The organism is Flavobacterium sp. 40-81, assembly GCF_001898245.1.
In the GTDB taxonomy this organism is placed as follows: Bacteria; Bacteroidota; Bacteroidia; order Flavobacteriales; family Flavobacteriaceae; genus Flavobacterium; species Flavobacterium inviolabile.
Map to the genome: position 1 here is coordinate 252,608 of NZ_MKTM01000033.1, position 25,115 is coordinate 277,722.

Consider the following 25,115-nt stretch of genomic DNA (forward strand, 5'->3'; position numbering starts at 1 on the left):
CTTTATTAAAATAGAATCATTCTCTTTTATTAGACTGCCTATTTTGCTAACTTTGCAACATTATGGCACTTATGAAAAACTCAGATAACGAAATTACTTTAAAAGGAGACCGGGAGATTGAACACATCCCCGCTCTAAAAGAAAAAGCTCTCCGCATTAACCTCAACAAAAACATTTACGGAACCTTTGCTGAAATTGGCGCCGGACAGGAAACAGTAAGGCATTTTTTCAGAGCCGGTGGTTCTTCCGGAACAATTGCAAAAGCAATGTCGGCTTATGACAAGGATTTTAGTGATGCTATTTACGGAGTGGAAGATGACGGCCGCTATGTTACTGAAAGCAGGTTAAAAAAAATGCTTTCTCACGAGATAAGACTTGTAGAAGAACGCTTAAAAAGAGACAAACATCCCAGCAAAATGTTCTTCAGTTATGCAAATACTGTAGCAACAATTGATTTTGCCAAACAATACAAAGGACACGGATGGGTTGGTATTAAATACCAGCTGGACCCGGAAGAAGATTATAACGAAATCATACTGCACATCCGTTTTAAGGAAACAGATCCGAGACTGCAACAGGAAACCCTGGGTATTTTAGGTGTTAACCTTATTTACGGAGCGTATTATAAACACAATGATCCTAAAAAATTATTGCGTTACCTGTACGATCACCTGGACAAAGACCAGCTGGAAATTGACACCATCAATTTCTCCGGTCCGCGTTTTAAAGATGTCGACAACCGTTTGATGAGCTTACAGCTGGTGAAAAACGGAATGACCGATGCAGTGATGTTTGGTCCAGACGGAAACAACATCCTGCCGGCTTCGATACTTTACCGTAAAAACATCCTGGCACTACGCGGAAGTTTCCGCCCGGTAACCAAAGTAAATATGGACATGTATCAGAAGTCCTATGAAATGTTTCTGGAAGAGAAAAAAGTAGACAAAGAAAATGCGATGGTTATTTTCGAAATCACTTTATCCAACCTGTTATCTGAAGGAGAAATTGACGAACGTGACTTTATGGACCGTGCCGAACTACTTTGTTCATTAGGACAAACGGTTATGATCTCCAATTTCCAGGAATATTATAAAGTAGTGGAATATTTCTCTGAGTATTCCAAAGCAAGAATGGGACTGGCTATGGGTGTGAGCAACCTGATCGATATTTTTGATGAGAAATATTACCGTCATTTAAGTGGTGGTATACTGGAAGCCTTCGGTAAATTATTCTACCGTGACTTAAAAGTATTCCTGTATCCTATGGAAGATGAAGACGGAAACATTGTTACCTCTCAAAACCTGAAAGTGCATCCGCGTATGAAAGAACTGTACAAGTTCTTTGCCTATAACGGAAAAGTGGTGGATATCACTGATTTTGATAAAGAACACTTAAAGATATTCTCCCGTGAAGTTTTAAAAATGATTCATGACGGGCAGCAGGGATGGGAAGAAATGCTTCCGGAAGGTATTGCCGAACTGATTAAAGTGAATCACTTGTTTGGCTGCGGCGAACAAAAACAACTGGAAGAAGAAACCTCCAATTAAGATAAATACCTATAAAAAAAGCCGGAAATTCCGGCTTTTTTTATGTCTTATTTTAAGATCTGACTGGCATGTGCTTTGGTTTTTACTTCCGAAATCACCTCGTCAATAATTCCGTTTTCATCAATTACAAAAGTGGTACGGTGAATCCCGTCATACTCTCTACCCATAAACTTTTTTGGTCCCCACACGCCAAAAGCCTGAATAACCGATTTGTCTTCATCTGCCAGTAACGGAAAAGGAAAGCTATATTTTTCTTTGAATTTACCCTGCGCTTTGGCACTATCAGCACTCACACCCAGCAATTCATAATTGTTTGCCTGAAAACGCTCAAAATTATCTCTCAGATCACAGGCTTCGGCCGTACATCCCGGAGTATTTGCTTTCGGATAAAAGAACACTACTAACTTTTTTCCTTTATAGTCTGCCAGAGTATGTGTTTTTCCATCCTGATCAACTCCCGAAAAATTAGGAGCCTTATCGCCTTTTTTTAATGTTGTCATCGCCGTATATTTGTTTTTATAAAAGTAGGCAAAAATGACCAAAGAAGATAAAATCACATTTGTTATAAATACGTTAAATGAAATATATCCCGAAATCCCGGTTCCGTTAGATCATAAAGATCCCTACACCTTGTTAATAGCGGTTTTGCTTTCGGCACAATGTACCGATGTACGGGTAAACCAGATCACACCTTTATTGTTTGCCAAAGCTGACAATCCGTATGATATGGTAAAAATGAGTGTGGAAGAAATCAAGGAGATCATCAGACCATGCGGATTATCACCCATGAAATCAAAAGGGATACACGGTTTGTCGCAGATCCTGATTGACAAGCACAACGGCGAAGTACCGCAGGATTTTGCCGCGCTGGAAGAGCTGCCTGCCGTTGGGCACAAAACAGCCAGTGTGGTTATGTCGCAGGCATTTGGCGTTCCAGCTTTTCCGGTAGACACCCACATTCACCGACTGATGTACCGCTGGAATTTATCGAACGGAAAAAATGTGCAGCAAACCGAAAAGGATGCCAAACGCATTTTCCCGCGTGAATTATGGAACGACCTGCATTTACAGATCATCTGGTACGGCAGGGAATATTCTCCGGCAAGAGGATGGAGCCTGGAAAAAGATATTATCACCCAGACCATCGGAAGGAAATCGGTTATAGACGAGTATTATAAAAAGAGTCCGAAAACCGCTAAATAAAAAACATCCCGATACTATGTACCGGGATGTTCCTTAATTAGCAAGATTTTCAAACGTCAAATCACCTACTTTAACAATACTCAATGCTTTAGAATAACTGAGTAAAAAACTTATAGTTTCTTTTTTAGGTAACATAGTTTGACTTGCTTTTTTTTTCTTAGAGTAAAGTTTTGCCATATTAGTGCTTTAATTATACTAATATAACGCATCTTTATATATAATATTGTTTAGTTCGTTAAAATAATTTGATTTTTCTCGATCACTTTTCTCAGGTTCATCAACGCATAACGCATTCTTCCCAAAGCTGTATTGATACTCACTCCGGTTAAATCGGCGATTTCTTTAAAGCTAAGGTCCTGATACATACGCATTACCAGTACTTCTTTCTGATCCTCAGGAAGTTCCTCGATTAAACGCTGTAAATCCACTTCTACCTGCTCACTGATAATCCGGTTTTCCACATTCGGACTGTTGTCGGTCATGATAGAAAAAATAGAAAACTCTTCCGTTTCTCTGTGATAAGGCATTTTTTTCGATTTTCTGAAATAATCGACAATCAAATTATGTGAAATACGCATCACCCAGGGTAAAAACTTACCTTCTTCGTTATAGTTTTTTGTTTTTAATGTTTTTATTACCTTAATAAAGGTATCCTGAAATATATCCTCCGTAATTTCACGATCCATTACTTTAGAATAAATAAAACCATAAATTTTTGATTGATGTCTTTCAATTAGTGTAGCCAAAGCAGTTTCATCTCCACCTACATAATTTTTCACCAAGACAGCGTCTGGAAGTACAACATTAGCCATAACAATACCTTTTAGTTTTTGGTTTGGATTTTCGAAAAAATGTTTTCTAAAAAGTATTTTTATCCTATAGGCAAATGTTAAATTAGATTTAATGTTAAGCCAAATATAACATAATATTTTGTTACATAGCAACACAATTTTAAAAATTAACATATTTTCATACAATAATTTCCTGTTTTTAGTATCAAAAATGCAGGCCGAATCCCGCGAAACCGGCTCTTTAAAAAGGAATAACTTTTTTATCAGAATCTTTAGCAATAAGAAAAACAAAAATTTTCTTTTTGACTATCTTTGCATTCCATTGATTTTTTGCTATGAAAACGGATATCACAACACTCGAGCCCAAAAAGAATATTATCATAAAAGGGGCTCAACTACACAATTTAAAGAACATCGATGTCGCTATTCCGCGAAATAAATTAGTGGTTGTGACCGGTCTTTCGGGATCGGGAAAATCGAGCCTGGCTTTCGATACGTTATATGCCGAAGGACAGCGCCGTTATGTGGAAAGTTTGTCCTCCTATGCCCGACAGTTTTTAGGCAGGCTGGACAAGCCGAAAGTAGAATATATCAAAGGTATTGCTCCGGCTATCGCCATTGAGCAGAAAGTAAATACCACCAATGCCCGCTCTACCGTGGGAACTTCTACCGAAATTTACGATTACCTGAAATTACTATATGCCCGGATCGGGAAAACCATTTCTCCGGTTTCCGGCCGTGAAGTAAAAAAAGATACCGTAACGGATGTAATTGACCAGGTTCAGCAATTTGAACCGGACAGCAAATGGTTGCTACTCGCGCCTATTCACCTGGAAGACGGCAGAAAACTGGAAGACAAGCTAAAGGTGCTGCTGCAACAGGGTTTTGCCCGTGTTTTAGTCGACAACCAAATGGTGCGTCTGGATGAGATCGAACAGCATACGCTGGACAATAAAGATGTTTTATTAATCATTGACAGGATTGTTGTAAAGGAAGATGAAGAATTTTACAACCGCCTTGCCGATGCCGCCCAGACTGCTTTTTATGAAGGTAAAGGGGAATGTTATTTACAGGAAGTAAATAGCGAGAAACGCATCGTGTTCAGCAACAGTTTCGAAATGGACGGGATTACCTTCCTGGAACCGAATGTTCATTTGTTCAGTTTTAACAATCCTTACGGAGCCTGCCCGAAATGTGAAGGTTACGGAAACGTAATCGGTATTGATGAAGAGCTGGTTATTCCCAACACAGCACTGTCTGTATATGAAAATGCCGTTTATCCGTGGCGTGGTGAAAGCATGAGCTGGTACCGCGATCAATTGGTAAACAGTGCTTATAAATTTGATTTCCCGATACACAAACCTTTCTTTGAATTAACAGACGCTCAAAAAGCACTGATCTGGAAAGGGAATAAATTCTTTACCGGACTGGATGATTTTTTCCAGGAACTGGAAGAGAAAAATTATAAAATCCAGAACCGCGTGATGCTGTCGCGTTACCGCGGAAAAACGAAATGTAATGTTTGTAAAGGAAAGCGTCTGCGCCCGGAAGCAAATTATGTTTTTGTGGGCGGGAAAACCATTTCCGACCTGGTTGATCTGCCAATTAAAAACCTGATCGATTTTTTTAAAGCGCTTACCTTATCTGAATATGATGAAAAAGTAGCCAAACGTCTTTTGATCGAGATCAACAATCGTTTGCGCTTTCTGGACGAAGTGGGATTAAGCTATTTAACGTTAAACCGTAATTCGGCAACACTTTCCGGAGGAGAATCGCAGCGTATCAATCTGGCCACTTCTTTGGGAAGCAGTCTTGTAGGATCCATGTATATCCTGGATGAACCGAGTATCGGTTTGCACCCCAAAGACACCGAACGCCTGATAACCGTATTGGAAAACCTGCGCAATTTAGGGAATACCGTAATTGTTGTGGAACACGATGAGGATATCATGAAGGCTGCCGATATGATCATTGATATCGGACCGGAAGCCGGAACTTTGGGTGGTGATCTTGTTGCTCAGGGAACTTATGAGGAGATCCTGAAAGCAGATTCACTTACCGCCAAATACCTGAACGGTACCATGGAAATTGAAGTTCCTAAAAAAAGAAGGAAGTTCAAAAATCATATTGACATTATCGGTGCCCGTGAAAACAATTTAAAAAACATCAACGTTACTTTCCCTCTGGAATGCCTTACGGTTATTACCGGAGTTTCCGGAAGCGGAAAAAGTACTTTGGTTAAAAAGATACTGTTTCCTGCCATGCAGAAGCAGCTGGAAGGCGTTGGCGAAAAAGCCGGGCAATTCACCGAAATGAAAGGCAGTTATTCCCATATCAAGCATATTGAATATGTGGACCAGAACCCGATTGGCCGTAGTTCGCGTTCCAATCCGGTGACCTATATCAAGGCGTATGATGATATCCGTGATTTGTTCTCCAAACAGCATCTTTCTAAAATGAGAGGCTATCAGCCGAAACATTTCTCCTTTAATGTCGATGGCGGACGTTGTGAAACCTGTAAAGGGGAAGGCTCCGTTACAATCGAAATGCAGTTCATGGCCGATGTTCACCTGGAATGTGAAACCTGCAACGGAAAACGTTTTAAAAAGGAAATACTGGAAGTTAATTTCGAGAATAAAAATATCGACGATGTGCTGACCCTGACCATTGACGATGCGATTGCTTTTTTCAATTTGCACGGTCAGACCAAAATCACCCAGAAATTACAGCCACTACAGGATGTTGGTTTGGGATATGTACAATTGGGTCAATCCTCTTCTACCCTGTCCGGCGGTGAGGCACAACGTATAAAACTGGCTTCTTTCCTGGTAAAAGGCGTTACAAAAGACAAGGCATTGTTTGTTTTTGACGAACCGACAACCGGTCTGCATTTTCACGATATTAAAAAGTTACTGGCTTCTTTTGAGGCATTAATCGAAAAAGGGCATTCCATTATTGTTATCGAACACAATCTGGATTTAATTAAATGTGCCGATTATATTATTGATATCGGCCCAGAAGGCGGTGAAAACGGCGGCCAGTTAATGGCTTTCGGTACACCGGAGGAAGTTTCCAAAAACAAAGCTTCCATTACCGGAAAATATTTAAAAGACAAGCTATAATAAAAAAGCCCTTCCTGATATCGGGAAGGGCTTTTTGTTTAATCGAATATGTGTTTTTCCAGTGTTTTCCACTTTTCCTTAATGTTTATTCTCGGTTTGCGGCAAAGGTATAACGGAATGTTGTTTTCTTCTGCACAATTTGAGATACCAAACTGTAGCAATCCTGCTATACAAAGAGTTGTTACTCTATTATAATTTTCTTTGAGATCCGGTGCCCTTCTGCTTCCAGCACCCCCATATAGATTCCTTTGCTCAATGTACCTACATTTACTGTTTCCAGCAATTTTGCATCGTTTACTTTATGATTTAAAACCTGCTTTCCGTTGATGTCCAAAATCGAAAAAGTATAATGACTTGCTTCTAATTTCCCTTTGTTAATGGTTAGCAGATCTTTTACCGGATTTGGAAAGAAACTCACATTAAAAGTATTGTCAAAATCCTCTCTGCTCAGGATGGCTGACGTGGTTGCTTTGGCAAAATGCAGGGTTGCTCCGGTAGCGGCTTTGGCTACATTAAATACATATACCGGATCCATATTAACCAGTAAGTCATTTACGGTATGGGCAAAAGTGGTCTCGTTTGTTTCAAAAAAACCGGTAATTACCTCGCCATTCGACTGGAAAGGCATATAATCGGAGGCATAGGCATAGGATAATTTTGTCTGTAACGGCGAATACAGCTGCACGCACTGGATCAGTTCGTTGGTAATGGTATTTGAGGCAGCGTTGTTTGCTGTCGGGCTGGACGTGTCGCGTTCGCAGGTAATTGTATTGTTCACCTTTCCGGCTACTCCACCCACTTCGTCAATGTTGAATACCATTTTAATATTCATTTTCGGGGTCGTTCCGTTCACTACCGTACTCACATAGTGCTGGCTTCCTCTCAGACCGTCTTCTTCCCCGCTGAAGTTGATGAATTTAATGGAGTATTCTGTGGGGATATTTTCCAGTAAACGGGCAATTTCAAGGATACTTACTGTTCCGCTGCCGTTGTCGTTCGTTCCGGTTCCGGTAATCGTATCATAATGTCCGCAAACAATCACATAGGTATTCGGATAAAGCGTTCCGATCTTGGTTACGATCAGGTTTTTACAGGTCGCTCCCGAATAGGTAAACGTGTCTTCCGTGAGCTGGCTGGCGGTATAACCATAGCTCAGGTATTTGTTTTTCAGCCATTCCAGTGTGTTAGCCTGCGCAACAGTTCCCCTGTATTTGACGCCCAGGTTTTCAAACTCGGTCAGATTCGTTAAAATCCCCGATTGGGAACTCTGGTTTACAATATTCGCATAAGCCTGTACAAATGTCTGGGCCTGGGTTGTGTGCCCGTACATTGCTGCGAATAGTGATACCACTAAACTTTTCGTTAAGATTTTCATTTTTTAGTTAGTTATTTTTAGTATTGTTGGGTTATTACGATAAATCGGCAAACGAATATACTACTTTTTAATCCTTTCACCCATTTGTTCTTTTAAATTATTTGGGCAAATCATTTTCTTACGTCATTTTTAACATTCCCGAAAGCCACTGTTATCCAGACAGATAATTATTATTTTAATTCTTATTGGGCACACCGCCGTCCTCTGTAATTTTTTTTGGCACGCAAATTGGAATTACCTAAACAACGAACATCTTTTTAAAAACAGATTTCGTGAAGTGGAACCGAAAAACGTATAGAGTAGGAAACTATTAAATTATTGTATTATGAAAAAATTTACACTTTTAGTAGCCAGTATGTTCCTGGTAGGAAGTATGGCTAATGCGTCAGAAAACCCTGTTTTTTCTGACAACAATGGTAGCGGACCACGTTATGGCATTGACTATCGAAATGCGGAACCGATTATGTTTATGGAAAGAGGCATAGCATTTTATATATTCCCGAACGGTGAATTTGATTTCAACACCCAGCCTGCAGAAACCGTGGTGTACACCCGAACAAGACGTGGCGGTGTCAATGCAACCTACGGCGCTCCGGCAACCCGTGGTAATGTCCGCGGTTACTATACACCCAACTATGGTGTGCGTATCGAGCACGATAATTTCGGAAGAGTGAAACGCGTAGGTAATGTTTTTATCAACTACGATAGTGCTAACCGCGTTAAAAGAGTGGGAACAGTATATATGAGCTATAACAGTTTTGCCTTGTCACAGGTAGGTGGCTTGCGTATTTTTTACAACCGCAGAGGGCAGATTATCGACATCAGCGGTTTTGTGAACAATGCGTCTCAAAATTATACTTATGCTCCTTATAGCAATGGCGGTTATCCGGTTTATGACAATGATGATTATGACGATAACAACTACGGCTCAGGTACCGGCAGCAATGACGATGATTACTATTATTATAAAGCCGATGGTACCAAAGCGAAGATGAGCAATGAAGACATCAAAACGATAAAAGACAGTAAAAAATAATTTTAAGTGTAGTTAGTTTAAAATTTTGGTTGGTTAGTTTGAAGAAACCCGCAAGACAATCCGTTGTTGAGCGGGTTTTCTTATTTGATGAGTTTTGCCATTTTCAAGGCTTTGAGCAGTACCATATTGATATCCTCGGAAATCTTAAAGAAATAGTTCAGATACAGGTAAACGATGGTGATCAGGACTGATTTCATTCCGATACTGATGACCGGGTGAAACGGAAAATCCCAATAGTAAAAGGCAAAAAAGCAAAACAATGATATTCCGAAAGAATATAAGGTGTTTCTGGAAAACGGAAACAGTTTCATCCGCATGACCACAAAAAGGAGCTTTGCCAGGCTGTATAATGTTATCGAAATCAAGGTGGCTATCGCAGCACCTTCAATACCCATTCTCGGGATAAAAAACATGTTAAGGCTGATGGTCAGAAACACCAGCAGCAGTCCTAAAAACAGAACGGCACGATAGTATTTGGAGTTAAAAATGATTGCATTGTTATTTCCCAGCAGCAAATCGAAATATTTGGAAAGTCCGATCACAAAAACAACGAAAATTCCGCCGCGGTAATTTTGGGGAAGCATGGTGTACAGTTCATTTATATTAACCAGTATTCCCAAAAAGACCAATCCGCCGACTACCTGTAACGATATGGATGTTTTTTTATACAGGTCGTTCAGTTCGTCATGTTTGTTTTCCGTCATCAGCTTTGCTGTAATCGGATAAGTGATCTGGTGCATTGCCCGGCTGGGAACCGATATTACCGTAGCAATAAAGATGGCTACCGAATAATAGGCTATGTTTTCGATCGCGATATACTGCCCGATCATGTTTTTGTCTATATCCAGAAGCATGTTTGCAATACTGCCCGATAGAATAATAAAGGAGGAATAGACCAATACGGCTCTGCTATTGGCCGGAAGCCGGAACCGGAAAACAATGGGCTTTACTTTAAAGGCATAAAACAGCATCAATAGCATGGTCGCTAAATAGATGCCCATCAGTGCATTGATAAACATCAGCGGACTGATCCATTTAAAGTAAACGGCAAACAGGAAAACCGTGATGAGAATACGCAGGGCGATTTCTTTGATAAAGCTTCCGAAAACGGATTGCATGTGTACTTTTACCCAGGCATAAAATATTTCAAAATAGCCCATACACAAACCGATCACCGGAATCTGCCATACATAATCGAAGATAATCGGGTTTTTACGGGACAGGAACGATGCTACAGCCGAATATCCGAAGGTTCCGAAAAGAAACATCGGGATAATGAGCAGGAAAGGGAGAAACAACACAAAGGTCAGGAATTCTTCTTTTTCTTTTTCGGTCTTATAATGGGTAAAGTATTTAATCAGGGTATTGTGCACGCCAAAAGCCATCAATGGCATGATGATATTCGCCGAAGAAAGCAGATAGCCCGTCAGTCCGTAATAGGTTTCTCCCAAAAATTTAGGATACATAAAAAGCGTATTGGCAGCCCCTATTACAAATCCGATATAGGTTATCACCGTGTTTTTTATGGATTGATTAATGACAATTCCCATGCTATTTCAATAAATCGGCTAATTGTTTCGTCAGGTTTTTACGGCTGTATTGCTGCAGTCCTACCGGATATACTTTCAGGTTTTGCTCCAGGTAGGCTTTATAGTATTTTAAAAGCGTTTCTTTGACCAGGTCTTTTTCTTCATACAGGGCAAAAACACCGGTATTGGTTTGTTTCAGTATGCCTGCAAAATCCGCTTCTTCCGGTCCGATAGCGAGTATTGGTCTTTCGGAAACCATATATTCAAACAGTTTTCCCGGTATGATGCTTTTGGTTTCTTCCGAATCAATTTCGATCAGTAACAGTACCTGCGATTTGCGCTGGTGCTGTACCGCTTCCTGGTGGGAAACGTAGCCCAGGTTGTTTACATACGGAGCCAGTTTAAACTCGTCTATCGTTTCCATGATTTCCTGACTGGTTGCCCCGATCAGTTTCAGCTGAAAGTGCTCCTTAAATCCGGGTTCTTCTTTTACCAGTTCGCTCAAGGCTTTCCAGAGTATTCTCGGGTTGCGTTCCGATAAAAAGGAGCCGATATGGGCTAAGGTGAATTTTTCATCCAAAGGTTCTTTGACAACCTTTTCCACATCATACCCATTGGTAATAACATGAATTGGTTTGCTCGTAATAGCTTCAAATTCTTTTTTAGTGGTCTGGCTGGTTACCAAAAGGAAATCGGCCTCCTGCATTACTTCCCGTTCCAGGTCTTTGTGCTTTTTAGCGGCATAGCAGGATAACTTTAGCGCTTTATGATAGCCAATAGTGGTCCAGGGATCCCTGAAATCGGCTACCCATTTGATGTGTTGCTTTTTTTTCAGTGCTAGCCCGATAAGGTGCAGGCTGTGCGGTGGTCCGGTAGTGATAACCGTATCAATTCCGTTTTCTTTAATATATTCCGACAAATAGGCAACCGACGGTTTTACCCATAATACACGGGCATCGGGTATGAACAGGTTACCTCTTGTCCACAGCATTAAACGTTCTAAAAACGACTGCTTTTTTTTATTCGGGATAATCCCGGAACTGATTTTCCTGGTTTTATTTTTTGAAAAAACCGAGGCCCATGCATAGGGCTCGGTAATTTTCTTTTTAAGTATCGTGATGTTAGCCGGAACTTCTTCTTCCAGTTGCCGGTCCAATAACGGATAGGTTGGATTTTCCGGAATATAAACCACCGGTTCCATTCCGAAGTCCGGTAAGTACTTTACAAACTTCAGCCAGCGCTGTACACCGGGTCCTCCGGCCGGCGGCCAATAATAGGTTATGATCAGTACTTTTTTCATTATCAGTTATGCTGCGTTTTCTTTTTTCTTTTTAGCATCAAAATAAATTCCGGCAATAATCAGTATCAGCATTGCAATAAAGCTGAATAAGGAAATCTGGCTTCCTTTTTTAACCACTCCCGGTTCGAATTTAAATTCAATGGTGTGTTTTCCAGCCGGAACTTCCATCGCTCTCAATACATAGTTCACGGCAAAATGCGGTACTTCCTTACCGTCTATAACCGCTTTCCAGCCTTTCGGATAATATACTTCCGAGAAAACAGCCAATCCTTCATTCGGGTTATCCGAGGTGTATTTCAGGTAATTCGGTTTGTACTCCTTTAAGGTAATCACAGCCGAAGAGTCTTTTACAAAAGTGCTTCCTTTTACCGCATTGGCAAATTCTTTCTGGTTTAGAACCGCTATTTTTTTAGTGTCCAGTTTGTCCAGCGCTTTCATTTCCTGATCTGGTGTGTTTACTTTTTTCACCTCACTCACAAACCACGCATTTCCGTTTGCCTCCGCATTTTTCAACGGAATGTCTTTTCCTTCGTTATCTTTCTGGATGATGTATTTTACATTCAGCATGTTCAATACACCAATATTGTTTTTCGCGATCTGGTAGTCAAACAGCTGCTGCATTTTTCTTGGTTTTGCCGCATGGTAACCACCGATAGATTTGTGGAAATAGGACGCTCTTGCACTCGACATGTTACCGTCTACTTCAAATACCCTGTAGTGTGTTGTATCCTGTAATATCTGTGCATCGGCCGGTGTTTCTTCAAAAGGAACATCTGCCTGACGTGCTGTAACAAAGCTGTCGCTGTTTACATAGTTTTTATCAACAAAGAACAAATCGCCCACCATTAATACACCTACCAGTACAACAGCCGTAACCTGTGACAGTTTGTTTTTTGTAAACAGCCATAATACTGCCGCTGCCAACAGGATCAATGTTCCGGAACGCAATAGATCGGAAACATACATCGCAGCACGCTGCTCTTTTAATGCCTGGATAAATGGTGCACCCATTTCTCCGTAAGCCTGTAAATAGTAACTGTCGTTTCCTCCGGTAAAGCTGAACATTCCTTTGGACAATAGTAAGATTACCACTACTCCCAAAGCTGCTGCGCCGGATTTCCATAAAGCATTCCAGCGTTCTTTCTCCTCGGCTTTAAAAAAGGATTGTAAGCCCAATACGGCTAAAACCGGCATACACAGTTCCAGAATTACTTGGATGGATGATATGGCCCGGAATTTATTGTACATCGGTACATAGTCGATAAAGAAATTCGTCAGTGCCGGTAAATGTTTTCCCCATGACAGGAATAACGATAACAAGGCACCGGCAAGAAAGGCATATTTGATTTTTCTTTTGTCGATAAACAGCGCTAAGATGAACAGGAAGAAAACCACCGCACCAATATAAGCCGGAGCGGCAACTATAGGCATATCGCCCCAATAGGTCGGTACGCTTGATGCAAAGTCTTTTGCCTGTTCCGGTGAAGCACCCTGATTGGAAACCATTTCATACATTGGCGAATCCACACCTACGTTTTCATGGTTGGAACCTCCGAATAAACGAGGGGCAATCAGGTTAAAGCTTTCGGCAATACCATAACTATATTCGGTGATATACTCATAGGACATCGCGTTATTGCTTTCTTTTTTAGAGCCGTCCGGATTGAATGTCAGTTCACTGTCGCTTCGGGTACTGTATTTGGCATATTCGGAAGTTGCCATCAGGTTGGTTGCATTGACACCGATACTCAAAATACCGGCTACAGCAAAAATTCCGATAACAATTCCTAAGTTTTTAAAGTCTTTGTTTTTGATATACTGAATGGTAAAACAGATGCCTATTACCAACAGGAATAATAGCAGATAGTACGTCATCTGGAAGTGATTTGCATTGATTTCCAATGCTGCTGCCACCATAGTGAGCAGTCCTCCCAGCAGGTATCTTTTCCGGAAAACCAGGATCACTCCGGCAACCACCATTGGCATATAGGCTATTGCATGGGCTTTTGCATTGTGTCCCACTCCTAAAATAATAATCAGATAGGTCGAGAATCCAAAGGCCAGAGCGCCAAAAAAGGCTTTGAGCGAATCTACCCTGAACACGCGGAGTAAAATATAGAATCCTACAAAATACAGGAATAAATAATCTGCCGGACGCGGTAAAAAGCGGATAACAGAATCCAGTTGTTTGATAAAATTATTAGGATAATTGGCGCCTAACTGATAAGTTGGCATCCCTCCAAAAGCACTGTCTGTCCAATAAGGCTCATCGCCTGTTGTTTTTCTGAAGTCGTTCTGTTCTTTTGCCATCCCGATATATTGAGCAATATCGGACTGGAATACTTTTTTACCCTGTAGTACAGGATGGAAATACAATAAAGAGATCAGTACAAAGCCAAAAATTGCCAGTACATGTGGGTAAAATTTAGAAAGGTTTTTCATAAAAAGAATTTAGCCTAATAATAGTAGGCTAAAATAGAAATAAATGTCTTGTAAAAAAAGAAAAAGAGCAGGTTTCAAACACTACTCTATCTCTTCAAAATCGATATACTCGCCTACTTTTTTCTTCTCTCTGGGTTTATCGGAAGAAAAGTTAGCCTGAGTATTTTGCTGTTGCGATTGCTGTGTATTTTGCTGATTGTAGTATTGTTGCTGTTGCTGGAAGTTTTGCTCTGCTTTTTTCACAACCTGTTGCAAAAAATAAGGTGCCAATAACTTCATTACAAATTTTAGCGCATAAAAAATAACGATAATCCATAACAATGTTCGCACAAAACCGCTAAATGATGCCGTATCCATAATATATAAATTTTGTCAAATTTAATAAATCATTCGTTTAAAAATAAATTCTATTTCTTAAAATAATAATAAAATAACTACATTTGAATTACGTTTATATTCTATTGAAACGCAACTTACCCATGATAAAGCACTTTAAATTAAAAATTGCAGGTCTTTTACTTTTTACCACCTCATTAAATTACGCCCAGTTTACAGATGAGATCAACTCGAACCGCCCCGGAAAATCACACGGTGCTTTCTCGGTAGGTAAAACCGTAATTCAGGCAGAAGCCGGTACGTATTATATTAATGACAAGCACAAATATCTGGGATATAAGTCTTCGGGTTTTGGCGGGGAATTAAGTCTTCGATACGGTGCTTTCTTAGAGCAGCTGGAGTTTATTGCGGATATCCAATACCAGTTTGACAGTTATAAAACCGATTATTACGATACGAACCGAAACGGTATCAGGCAGGCCACCATAGGGGCCAAATACCTGGTATATGATCCTTTTAAAAATCACGAAGAGAAAGTAAACATTTACAGCTGGAAAGCAAACCACCGTTTTAAATGGCGTCAGTTTGTACCGGCAGTCGGGGTTTATGTAGGTGCTAATTTTGGTGCTTCCAATATTTACAGGTATCCGGACGAGCCTTCTTTCAGTCCGAAAGCCATGCTGATCACCCAGAATCATTTCGGGGCACAATGGGTATTGGTGGGTAACTTTATCGCCGATAAATTCACTTCCGATTATTCCAGCTACGGTTACGTTTTAACGCTAACAAGAGGTATCAACGAGAAATGGTCGGCTTTTATAGAAAACCAGGGTTACCAGAGTGATTATTATTCCGATGTGATCTTCAGAGGCGGTGCAGCTTACCTGCTTCGCAAAAACCTTCAGATCGATGCTTCAATAGGAGCGAATATCAAAGATACGCCATCCTTAATTATTGGCGGAATCGGTTTCTCATGGCGTTTTGACAAAAACTACAAGCCAATCGAAATTAAGAGCGGTAAAGAAGAAAAAGGCAAAAAGGACGGTAAAAAAGAAGAGAAGAAAAAACGTGTTGATGAGATAGAAACGCAATAGTATTTAAAATGATTCACATACAAGAAGCAATCACTAAAAAGGAAATGACAGACTTTGTTACATTTCCTTTTCAGTTATATAAGAATAACGCTTACTGGGTTCCGCCTTTAATAAAAGACGAACTCAAGAGTTTTAATAAGTCTAACGACATCTTTAAAAGTGTAACGGCACACTTTTTCCTGGCCTATAAAAATCAAAAAGTTGTGGGGCGTATTGCCGCAATTATCAACTGGACGGAGGTTAAGGAACTGCACAAGGCCAAAGTGCGCTTTGGCTGGTTTGATGTTATTGATGATCTTGCCGTTTCCAAAGCCTTATTAGACAAGGTGACCGAACTGGGCAAAACGAACAATATGGAGTATATTGAAGGACCGGTTGGTTTTTCGAATATGGATAAAGCCGGTATGCTCACGGAAGGTTTCGACCAGATCGCAACGATGATCGGATTGTACAACCACGCTTATTATCCGGAGCATCTGGAACAACTGGGCTTTACCAAAGAAGCGGAATGGCTGGAATTTAAGATCGATGCCACCCAGGTGGATTTAGGCAAAGTAGAACCGTTATCACGCATTATCGAACAGCGTTATGAGGTAAAGAGTCTGAATTTTAAAACAACCAAAGACATCCTTCCTTATGTAGACGAAATGTTTGGTTTGCTGAATAAGACCTATGCCGAATTACAGAGTTTTGTGCCTATTGAGCAATTCCAGATTGATCATTACAAAGAAAAATACATTTCCTTTATCCACCCGGATTTTATTACCTGTGTAACGGATAAAAACGGTAAAATGATCGCTTTCGGGATTACCATGCCATCCTTTTCAAAGGCTTTCCAGAAAGCAAACGGAAAATTATTCCCTTTTGGCTTCCTGCACCTGCTAAGGGCGATGAAAAAGAACGATCATGCCGAATTTTATCTTATTGGCGTTGATCCGGAATACCAGAACAAAGGGGTTACTGCTTTAATCATGAAACGCATGTACCAGGTGTTTAACGAAAGAGGCATTAAATCGGTCGAAACAAACCCGCAGCTGGAAGAAAACAAAAAGATCCAGCAGCTATGGAAAAACTTTAATCCGCTTATCCACAAACGCCGCAAAACGTTTAGAAAGGATTTATAATAAAAAAAGCCCTGAATTAACATTCAGGGCTTTTTCATTTCTATTTCTGAGAGTATCCGATTAGTTTAATTTATTAAACGTATCGGTATAAGTTCCTGTAATCGTTACATTGTTTCCTTTTGTTACCGATCCGTGGATAGTGATTGAAGAACCAGATCCTACGAATTCCAATGTCGCTCCGCTGTTCAATACCAGGTTACCATAGATCACTACACTACCTTCGATTTTCAATTTAGCATTGCTGTTTACATTCAATGAGTTGTACGGGTTGTGTACCTGTCCCTGTGCTAAAGAACCTTTCATATAGAATGTTCCGCCACTGTTTACATTTAATCCCTGTGAAACTGCTAAAGATCCGCAGAAAGTAAGGTTAGCGTTTACGTTAACCCCCTGTACAGAAGCTGAACCTTTATATTGTAAGTTCTGACCTGAGTTTACATTTAACCATTGGTCACCAGGATAGTTAGGGAAGTTTGTACAGTCAACAGTATTGTTAGGCGTTGCTAACATTTTGATGATTTTCAATCCACCGTTTCCGTTTGCTACGAAAATATAGTCACCGGCACTTTTCACATAGTTAGAAGAACCGTTTAGCGGCAATGAACCTAAAAGGCTTAAAGTTCCTGTAGTGTTGTAGATATACAATCCTGCTGCACCGTTAGCAACAAATGCTTTATTATTGTTAACTGATACTGCATTGGTAACGATATCCTGTACCTCAACTCCGGCTACATTTGTAGGGATTGCGATAGTTTGTAATTTGTTTCCTGTAGCATAGTTATAAACACCTAATCCGTTATATCCTTCCGATACTAAAACTCTGCTGTTATCAGCAAAACCGATAGTTCTTTTAGCATCTGAAACATCCTGAGAAGTGGTGAATGCGTTTTGTAAAGCAAATGAATTGGCATCATATACTTTTACACCCTGAGTTCCGCTTAGAACTACAATTTTGTTGTCTACACTTCCTAAAGCTCTTAAATCGGCAACCGGAATAGCTGCTTCAAAAGTATTTCCGGATCTGTTGTAACGTACCAATTCTCCGTTATAACCGGAAACTGCATAATATTTAGAGCTGTTTGCAAAAATATCAGTAGCTACATTTCCAAGAATGGTATTTGGTGTATAGTTTGTTGTTAACAAACCGTTTTGCAATGGCATTTTAGCAGCAAAAGCAGGGCTTGTTAATGCCGGATTTGAATCAATGCTGGTTGCTCCTGCAATGAATAATTCTCCGTTGTTATAAGAAACCGCGCTGATGTCGCTGTTCGGGAAAATCGCCTGAACTACTAACTGCGGGTTATTAGGATTTGAAATATTGATTACGTCAATCGCTCCCAAATAGGTTTCCCCTTCGGTATTGTATGACACATAAGCATATTGATTGGCTACATCCACATGTGTCGCTCTCAACGTGTGCCCGTTATAGGTTGGCGCGTTAATTTCGGCAACTAATGTTAGCGGGAAATCACTGGCAGCTCCTGTCATTTTTCCAGAAGTAGCACCTACCATGTCCAAAACTCCTGAATTTGAAAAGTTAATTCTTTGATTTAAAGCATTGATGTCTGAGTTTAAAATAACTTTATCAGCATCTCCGTTTGAATTTGATCCGTTAGTATCATCTGACTGACAACCAATTACGGTTGCAAAAAGCGCTAATGCGGCAATTCCTGTTAATCTGTTTAATTTCATTTTCATTTTATTTGTGGCAAAAATACTCCTTTTATATGTTAAGCTATGTTAAAAAAAGCAGTTATTCACCGTATAAAAACGCAAAACACCGAAGAAGATCTCCGGTGTTTATTCTTACTTTTATATTTCAGGTATTATTCAGCGCTTACGTCTACTGTAGTTTCCTGAGCTATTTTTTTATAGGTTCCGTTAACCAATTTCTCGCGAATTGCCTCGAAAGCCGCTAAAGTTTCGTCGATATCCGTTAAGGTATGCGAAGCGGTAGGAATCATTCGCAACAGGATAATTCCTTTTGGAATAACCGGATAAACCACGATGGACAGGAAGATTCCGTAATTTTCACGTAAATCGTTCACCATCACCATTGCTTCCGGGATACTTCCTTCCAGGTAAACCGGTGTTACACAGGTATTGGTATCGCCAATATTGAAACCTCTCGATTTTAATCCGTTTTGTAACGCATCTACATTTTCCCAAAGTTTTGCTTTCAGTTCCGGCATGGAACGCAACATTTCCAAACGTTTTAACGCTCCGATAGTCATGATCATCGGTAACGATTTTGCAAACATCTGAGAACGTAAGTTGTATTTCAGGTAATCGATAATGTCTTTATCTGCCGCTACAAAAGCACCAATGCTCGCCATTGATTTTGCAAATGTGGAGAAGTACACATCAATACCATCCTGACAACCCTGCTCCTCACCTGCTCCGGCACCTGTTTTACCAAGTGTTCCGAAACCGTGTGCATCGTCAACCAGCAAACGGAAATTGTATTTTTCTTTTAAAGCAATGATTTCCTTTAGTTTCCCCTGTTGTCCGCGCATTCCAAAAACACCTTCGGTAATTACCAGGATTCCTCCTCCGTTTTCCGTTGCCATTTTTGTAGCACGTCCCAAGTTTTTCTCCAGACTTTCTACATCATTGTGTTTGTACGTGAAACGTTTTCCCATGTGTAAACGAACCCCGTCAATAATACAGGCGTGGGAATCCACATCGTAAACAATCACATCATTTTTAGTTACCAGAGCATCAATAATAGATACCATTCCCTGATAACCGAAGTTCAATAAATAAGCTGCTTCTTTTTGTACAAATTCTGCTAATTCATTTTGAAGCTGTTCGTGAATCGTGGTGTGTCCGCTCATCATTCGGGCACCCATCGGGTAAGCCGCTCCATACTCTAATGCTGCCTGTGCATCTACTTTTCGAACTTCAGGATGGTTTGCCAATCCTAAATAGTCGTTGATACTCCAGTTTAAAATTTCTCTTCCGTGAAACTGCATTCTAGGCCCCAGTTGTCCTTCCAGTTTCGGAAATACATAATATCCCTCTGCCTGTGAAGCCCATTTTCCTAAAGGACCTTTATTACTTTGAATTCTTTCGAATAAATCTTTTACCATACTATTCAATATTAAGTATATTAAAAACGTGCCAAAAGTAACTATTTATTATATGCCATCATAATAATTTCAGCATAGTTTTCTGCCTATTTTATTGTGTGCTGCCGCCACTTTTTTTTAACAGCTGTTCTCTAAAAAGAAAACAGGGCCAAAATGTTCTGACCCTGTTTTTACAAGAATACTGCTGCTGTTCCCGAACGGTTCCTATTGGGTCAGGATATAATAATAGCCCCCTATTATTAATCCGAACGAAACAATCAGTCCGAGCATTCCCTTTCGTTTCTGTTGATTTTCTTTATTAATGATACCATTTATAAGGGTATGCCCGGATAAAACAAACAGGCATAAACCAATAAAGAAGGATAATAACTGATTGGTATACATTCTATCAGAATATTACATGTCAACAATAATAAATTCACTTCTTCTGTTTAACTGATGTTCTTCTTCCGAACATGATATCCCGTCTGCACATTTGTTCAGCAATTGTGTTTCGCCATAGCCTTTACCGGTTAATCGCGAAACCTCGATACCCTGTTTCACCATCCATGCAATTGTTGATCTGGCTCTTCTATCGGACAAACGCTCATTATATTCATGAGTCTGACGGCTGTCGGTATGCGAACGGACATCGATTTTCATTTTCGGGTTTTCTTTCATGACTTCCACTATTTTAGCTAAGTCAACCGCTGCATCACGACGGATATTCCATTTGTCCAGATCAAAATAGATAATTCTGATTCCGAATGTTTTAGCCAGGTCATCACCTTTCTGAACCGGTTTAACGGTTTTATCCAAGGCTACCGGCAGGTTCGTACTTCCGGAAGTATTTGGAATAATAACGCTTAACTCTCTGGTGTTGTAACCCGGCAGTTCTGCTTTTACAAAGTATTTTCGCTGACAGTCCACAGTGCCAAAATTGTAATTTCCGGCCGCATCGGTAGTAAATGTTTTCACTACTTTAAAGTTTTCATCAAACAGGGTAACGGTCGCATTGCGCAATGGTGCTGCAGTATCCGTATCGGTAACGATACCGGCCAGCAGCTGTTCGCAGGCATATTGTAACGGCTGGTTTTCTGTAAACTTATAGATATCATCCGTTCCCTGTCCGCCTTCCCTGTTCGAACTCAGGAATCCTTTTTTAGTGGTGGTATTGATCAGGAAACTGAAATCGTCTTTCGGACTGTTTGCCGGTGCGCCAATATTCTGTACCGTTTTGAAAGTTCCTTCTTTTGATAATCTGGAAACAAAAATATCCAGACCTCCCAATCCCAAATGGCCGTCGGAAGCAAAATAAAGTTCGTTATCTGCCGATACGAACGGAAAGGTTTCTCTTCCCGGTGTATTGATTGTTGTGCCTAAATTTTCCGGTGTACCAAAACTTCCGTCTTCTTTAATGGCTACTTTAAAAATATCCGATTGTCCCAGTGTTCCGGGCATATTGGACGCAAAATACAAGGTTTTATCATCCGGGCTTAATGCCGGATGTGCCGTACTGTAGCTATTACTGTTAAAAGGCAGTTCGGTAACAGCTGTCCATTTACCGTCTTTTAAGGTTGCCCTGTAAATTTTCAGCAGCGTTGTTTTCTGGCTGTCTTTTCCTTTTTTACCGTTATTATAGTTGTTACGGGTAAAGTACATCGTTTTGCCGTCTTTTGTAAATACCGGGGTCGCTTCGTGAAACCGGGTACTGATCTCTTTTGCAAATCGTTCGGGGTTGGTTACCGAACCGTCTTCGTTCAGCGTTACCACATACAGATTGGTAAACGATTCTCCTGTCCAGGTATGTACCCGTTTGCTGAATACACCCGAAGTATCTCTTGCCGAAGTAAAGATCACTTTATTTTCAAAGAAAGAACTTCCGTAATCGGAATACTGAGTGTTGATTCCGGCATTATCAATAGTGTAACGCCCGGAATTCTGTTTGATGATTTCCAGGTAATCGGTCTGGTTTTTATATTCTTTACCTCTTACGTCGTTTGCATTTTTCTCATTGAATTTCGCCAGCATCTGATTGGCCTTTTCATATTCTCCTATGGATTTCAGCGACTGGGAATACCGGTAATAATATTCGGCATCAACCTCTTTCGACATCGCAAACAATTCGCCATACCATTTTGCAGCCGATTCCAGTTTTCCGTTGAAATAATAGGAATCTCCTAATTTTTGCAGTACTTCAACCGACTTGTATCCTTTGTCGGCTATTTTTTCATAGGTTTTAATGGCATCTACATAAGCGTAATTGTCATATTCTTTATTAGCGGAAACAATCTTTCCTTTTTGCGAATATACACTTGTAGAAAGCAGCAGCAGCAAACCTAATTGCAATACTATTTTTTTCATAATCATGTCTTTAATTAGAAGAATCTTGGTGTCAGTATTCTGTTACTTCTGTTAAACAATTCGAATCGCAGGAAAATCTCATGTGATCCTGAGTTATAGTCTGCCAGTTTTGTTGTTTCCATATCATAAGCATATCCGGCAAACAGTCCGTTTGTGATCTGGAATCCAACCATCGCACTGCAGGCTGCATCCCATCGGTAAGCTAATCCGGCAGTGAATTTGTCATACAACAGGAAATTAGCCGACAGGTCAACCTGTAATGGGGCACCTTTAACAATTTTTGTCAGTAATGCCGGTTTGAATTTTATATCCGGATTGATCTCAAACACATGACCGGCAATCACGTAATAATGCAGGTTTTCTTTTGCGGTTGATGCAGAACTTTTATCATAATGTTTGGTTTCCAGAAAATTAGGCACCGATACACCAACATAGGTTTTATCGGAATGCAAATAGATTCCGGCACCAAAATTCGGAGAGAATTTATTGTCAATATTGTTCTGAAACCTCGAATCGGAATGGTCATAAATATTCAGCTTGTTAAAGTCAACATTCAGCAAATGCGCCGTTGCTTTTAATCCGAAAGACAGTTTAAAAGTTTCCGATGTATTGATGGTATACGAGAAATCGGCTGAAATGGAATTTTCATCTGCCGGACCGATCCTGTCGTTTACAAATGACAATCCCAGCCCTAAGTTACTATTGTTAATTGGCGTGTTCAGCGATACGGCATTGGTTACCGGCGCACCTTCCAGTCCCACCCATTGCGTACGATGCAATCCGAAAATACTCATTACTCCCCTGGAGCCTGCATAGGCCGGATTGATATTAATCGTATTGTACATATACTGGGTATACTGGGCGTCCTGTTGGGCAAATCCGCTTATCCCGGTCAACAGTAAAACGAAAAGTATAAATTTTGTTCTCATTTTTTATTTGTTTTATAAACCCGGGGTACTTGCTTTCCCCCGGGATTCCATTTATCTTGTAATATACAGGTATCCGTTTTTGTTCTGAGACACACCATCTGCAGTGGTATACTGCAAAATGTAGAAATAGGTTCCGTCCGGTAATGGTTCTGATGCGTTTACAGTTGCTCTGCCATCGGAATATCCTTTGAATACTTTATCGGTATTGTTATATCCTTTTGTTTCAAAGACCTGAACGCCCCAACGGTTGAATATCTGAATTTCATTATTCGGATAACATTCGATACCCGCAATATAGAAAATATCGTTACTACCGTCTCCGTTTGGAGATACTGCATTAAAGACATTGATCGCACATCCGTCAACCGTGATCACTGTCGGATTATCGCCAATCACATCATTGTCGTCCGAACTGTCGGTTACCGTTTGTCCCTGCGGTGCTGTTCCGGTAACAAAAGCCTGGTTGCTTACCGCACCGGCATTAATATCGGCCTGCGTAATTACATATACTGCCGTGAACGTTGTCGAATCGCTTGCTCCAACAGCTAAACTGATAGGTCCGCCGGTCACTACCACTCCCGGTAAAGGATCGGTTATGGTAATATTGGTCAAACTTGTATTCCCGGTATTCGTTACTGTAAAGCTATACGTAATGGTTTCTCCGGCCTGAGCAATACCGTCATGATTGTTGTCGTTAAACACTCCGGTTTTGATTAAAGCAATACCCGGATTCTGGATTAACGGTGTAACGGTACATTTCGGACAACCTGGATCTACTAAAGGATCATTAGGGTTAATTGGTGTAGGATCTTCCGAATCGTCCATAACCGGATCTCCGTTTGGAGCCGTACCTTCCACTAATGCCATATTATAAACCGCTCCGTCATCGATATCTCCCTGTGTAATGATATACAAGGCTGTGAATGTTGTTGCATCTGTCACACCCGGTGCCAGGCTGCTCAAAGGTCCGCCGGTAACTGTAACTGCCGGATCTGTTATGTCGATATTGGTAATCGTCACGTTTCCGGTATTCGATACTGTAAAGGTGTACAATACTGTATCGCCTGCGTTTACAAGTCCGTCGCCATTGGCATCCTGATATGTTCCTTCTTTAAATAAAGTCAGCTCCGGATTTTGTGCTAATGGTGTTACCGTTGGCGTATCGTTTGTAGTTGAAGTACCCGAGGTATCCTGAACTGTACCGCCTTGTGGCGTGGTTCCGGTTGCAATAGCCGTGTTGCTGATTTGTCCGGCATTGATGTCCGTTTGTGTCAGTACGTAGGTAGCCGTTGCGGTACCAGTTGCTCCCGGTGCTAATGTAGCCGGTGTTACCGCTGCATTCGTCAGTCCGATTTGCATATCGTTGATCACCAATCCGTTTATCGTTACGTTTCCGGTATTGGTTACCGTAAAAGTGTAGGTAATCGTTTCACCAACCTGTGCAAATGTATCAGTATTCGTATCGTTAAATACTGCTGTTTTCACTAAAGCAATAGCCGGATTTTGCGGTAACGGTGTTACCGTTGGCGTATCGTTTGTCGTTGAAGTACCCGAGGTATCCTGAACCGTACCACCTTGTGGCGTGCTACCGGTTGCAATAGCCGTATTACTGATTTGTCCGGCATTGATGTCCGTTTGTGTCAGTACATAGGTAGCGGTTGCCGTTCCAGTAGCGCCCGGTGCTAATGTAGCCGGTGTTACCGCTGCATTCGTCAGTCCGATCTGTGTATCGTTGATCACCAATCCGTTTACCGTTACGTTTCCGGTGTTCGTTACCGTAAAGGTGTAGGTAATCGTTTCACCAACCTGTGCAAATGTATCGGCATTCGTATCGTTAAATACTGCTGTTTTC

The 25,115-nt window shown here is 40.7% G+C and carries 19 protein-coding genes; 6 read left to right on the forward strand and 13 right to left on the reverse strand.

Annotated features, from left to right (window positions below):
- Positions 1–71 precede the first annotated feature (71 nt).
- Positions 72–1,547 (forward strand): TonB-dependent receptor, encoded by a 1,476-nt coding sequence (locus BGO42_RS14340; protein ID WP_177733790.1) that lies wholly within the window; start codon positions 72–74, stop codon positions 1,545–1,547.
- A gap of 47 nt (positions 1,548–1,594) precedes the next feature.
- Here BGO42_RS14340 and bcp read toward each other — a convergent pair whose 3' ends face one another.
- On the reverse strand, positions 1,595–2,047 hold the full coding sequence (gene bcp, locus BGO42_RS14345) for a thioredoxin-dependent thiol peroxidase (RefSeq protein WP_273244624.1): 453 nt from the start codon (positions 2,045–2,047) through the stop codon (positions 1,595–1,597).
- A 34-nt stretch (positions 2,048–2,081) separates the two neighbouring features.
- Between bcp and BGO42_RS14350 the strand changes: the two genes are divergently transcribed.
- Positions 2,082–2,750, forward strand: a complete 669-nt coding sequence (locus tag BGO42_RS14350) for an endonuclease III domain-containing protein (RefSeq protein ID WP_177733786.1) — start codon at positions 2,082–2,084, stop codon at positions 2,748–2,750.
- A 33-nt stretch (positions 2,751–2,783) separates the two neighbouring features.
- On the opposite strand, the gene BGO42_RS14355 is transcribed toward BGO42_RS14350, so the two are convergent.
- Together BGO42_RS14355 and BGO42_RS14360 are read right to left on the reverse strand one after the other, a co-directional pair.
- Positions 2,784–2,927 (reverse strand): hypothetical protein, encoded by a 144-nt coding sequence (locus BGO42_RS14355; protein WP_177733784.1) that lies wholly within the window; start codon positions 2,925–2,927, stop codon positions 2,784–2,786.
- A 50-nt stretch (positions 2,928–2,977) separates the two neighbouring features.
- Complete coding sequence (locus BGO42_RS14360; protein ID WP_177733782.1) at positions 2,978–3,562, reverse strand: RNA polymerase sigma factor; 585 nt, start codon at positions 3,560–3,562, stop codon at positions 2,978–2,980.
- Positions 3,563–3,876: 314 nt separating this feature from the next.
- Here BGO42_RS14360 and uvrA point away from each other — a divergent pair, with 314 nt between their 5' ends.
- Positions 3,877–6,663, forward strand: a complete 2,787-nt coding sequence (gene uvrA, locus BGO42_RS14365; RefSeq protein WP_273244621.1) for an excinuclease ABC subunit UvrA — start codon at positions 3,877–3,879, stop codon at positions 6,661–6,663.
- A gap of 181 nt (positions 6,664–6,844) precedes the next feature.
- Here uvrA and BGO42_RS14370 read toward each other — a convergent pair whose 3' ends face one another.
- Positions 6,845–8,038: a M28 family peptidase gene (locus BGO42_RS14370; protein ID WP_273244619.1), complete on the reverse strand. Its 1,194-nt coding sequence runs from the start codon at positions 8,036–8,038 to the stop codon at positions 6,845–6,847.
- 325 nt (positions 8,039–8,363) lie between these two features.
- Between BGO42_RS14370 and BGO42_RS14375 the strand changes: the two genes are divergently transcribed.
- Entirely contained in the window at positions 8,364–9,074 is a 711-nt protein-coding gene (locus BGO42_RS14375; RefSeq protein WP_273244617.1) for a hypothetical protein, read from the forward strand.
- Between the two features lie 80 nt (positions 9,075–9,154).
- Here BGO42_RS14375 and BGO42_RS14380 read toward each other — a convergent pair whose 3' ends face one another.
- From BGO42_RS14380 to BGO42_RS14395, 4 genes are all read right to left on the reverse strand, one after another.
- Positions 9,155–10,624: an MATE family efflux transporter gene (locus BGO42_RS14380; protein WP_177733774.1), complete on the reverse strand. Its 1,470-nt coding sequence runs from the start codon at positions 10,622–10,624 to the stop codon at positions 9,155–9,157.
- A 1-nt stretch (position 10,625) separates the two neighbouring features.
- A complete protein-coding gene (locus tag BGO42_RS14385) occupies positions 10,626–11,903 on the reverse strand; it encodes a glycosyltransferase family 4 protein (RefSeq protein ID WP_502686368.1) in 1,278 nt (425 codons plus the stop codon).
- A gap of 6 nt (positions 11,904–11,909) precedes the next feature.
- The gene (locus BGO42_RS14390; RefSeq protein WP_273244615.1) at positions 11,910–14,345 is read right to left on the reverse strand and encodes a YfhO family protein; all 2,436 of its coding nucleotides are present in this window, start codon (positions 14,343–14,345) and stop codon (positions 11,910–11,912) included.
- An 81-nt stretch (positions 14,346–14,426) separates the two neighbouring features.
- A complete protein-coding gene (locus BGO42_RS14395) occupies positions 14,427–14,702 on the reverse strand; it encodes a DUF4834 family protein (RefSeq protein WP_177733771.1) in 276 nt (91 codons plus the stop codon).
- 122 nt (positions 14,703–14,824) lie between these two features.
- Between BGO42_RS14395 and BGO42_RS14400 the strand changes: the two genes are divergently transcribed.
- Complete coding sequence (locus BGO42_RS14400) at positions 14,825–15,775, forward strand: transporter (protein WP_273244612.1); 951 nt, start codon at positions 14,825–14,827, stop codon at positions 15,773–15,775.
- A gap of 8 nt (positions 15,776–15,783) precedes the next feature.
- Complete coding sequence (locus tag BGO42_RS14405) at positions 15,784–16,899, forward strand: GNAT family N-acetyltransferase (RefSeq protein ID WP_273244611.1); 1,116 nt, start codon at positions 15,784–15,786, stop codon at positions 16,897–16,899.
- Positions 16,900–16,959: 60 nt separating this feature from the next.
- On the opposite strand, the gene BGO42_RS14410 is transcribed toward BGO42_RS14405, so the two are convergent.
- From BGO42_RS14410 to BGO42_RS14430, 5 genes are all read right to left on the reverse strand, one after another.
- A complete protein-coding gene (locus BGO42_RS14410; protein ID WP_273244609.1) occupies positions 16,960–18,591 on the reverse strand; it encodes an LVIVD repeat-containing protein in 1,632 nt (543 codons plus the stop codon).
- A gap of 134 nt (positions 18,592–18,725) precedes the next feature.
- Positions 18,726–19,991, reverse strand: a complete 1,266-nt coding sequence (gene capB / locus BGO42_RS14415) for a cysteate-C-fatty acyltransferase (RefSeq protein WP_177733763.1) — start codon at positions 19,989–19,991, stop codon at positions 18,726–18,728.
- A gap of 396 nt (positions 19,992–20,387) precedes the next feature.
- Complete coding sequence (locus BGO42_RS14420) at positions 20,388–22,334, reverse strand: OmpA family protein (protein WP_273244606.1); 1,947 nt, start codon at positions 22,332–22,334, stop codon at positions 20,388–20,390.
- Positions 22,335–22,348: 14 nt separating this feature from the next.
- Positions 22,349–23,263, reverse strand: a complete 915-nt coding sequence (locus tag BGO42_RS14425; protein ID WP_273244604.1) for a PorP/SprF family type IX secretion system membrane protein — start codon at positions 23,261–23,263, stop codon at positions 22,349–22,351.
- Positions 23,264–23,314: 51 nt separating this feature from the next.
- On the reverse strand, positions 23,315–25,115 hold a 1,801-nt coding region (locus BGO42_RS14430), incomplete at its 5' end, for a CLIPPER-2 domain-containing protein (RefSeq protein WP_286749436.1).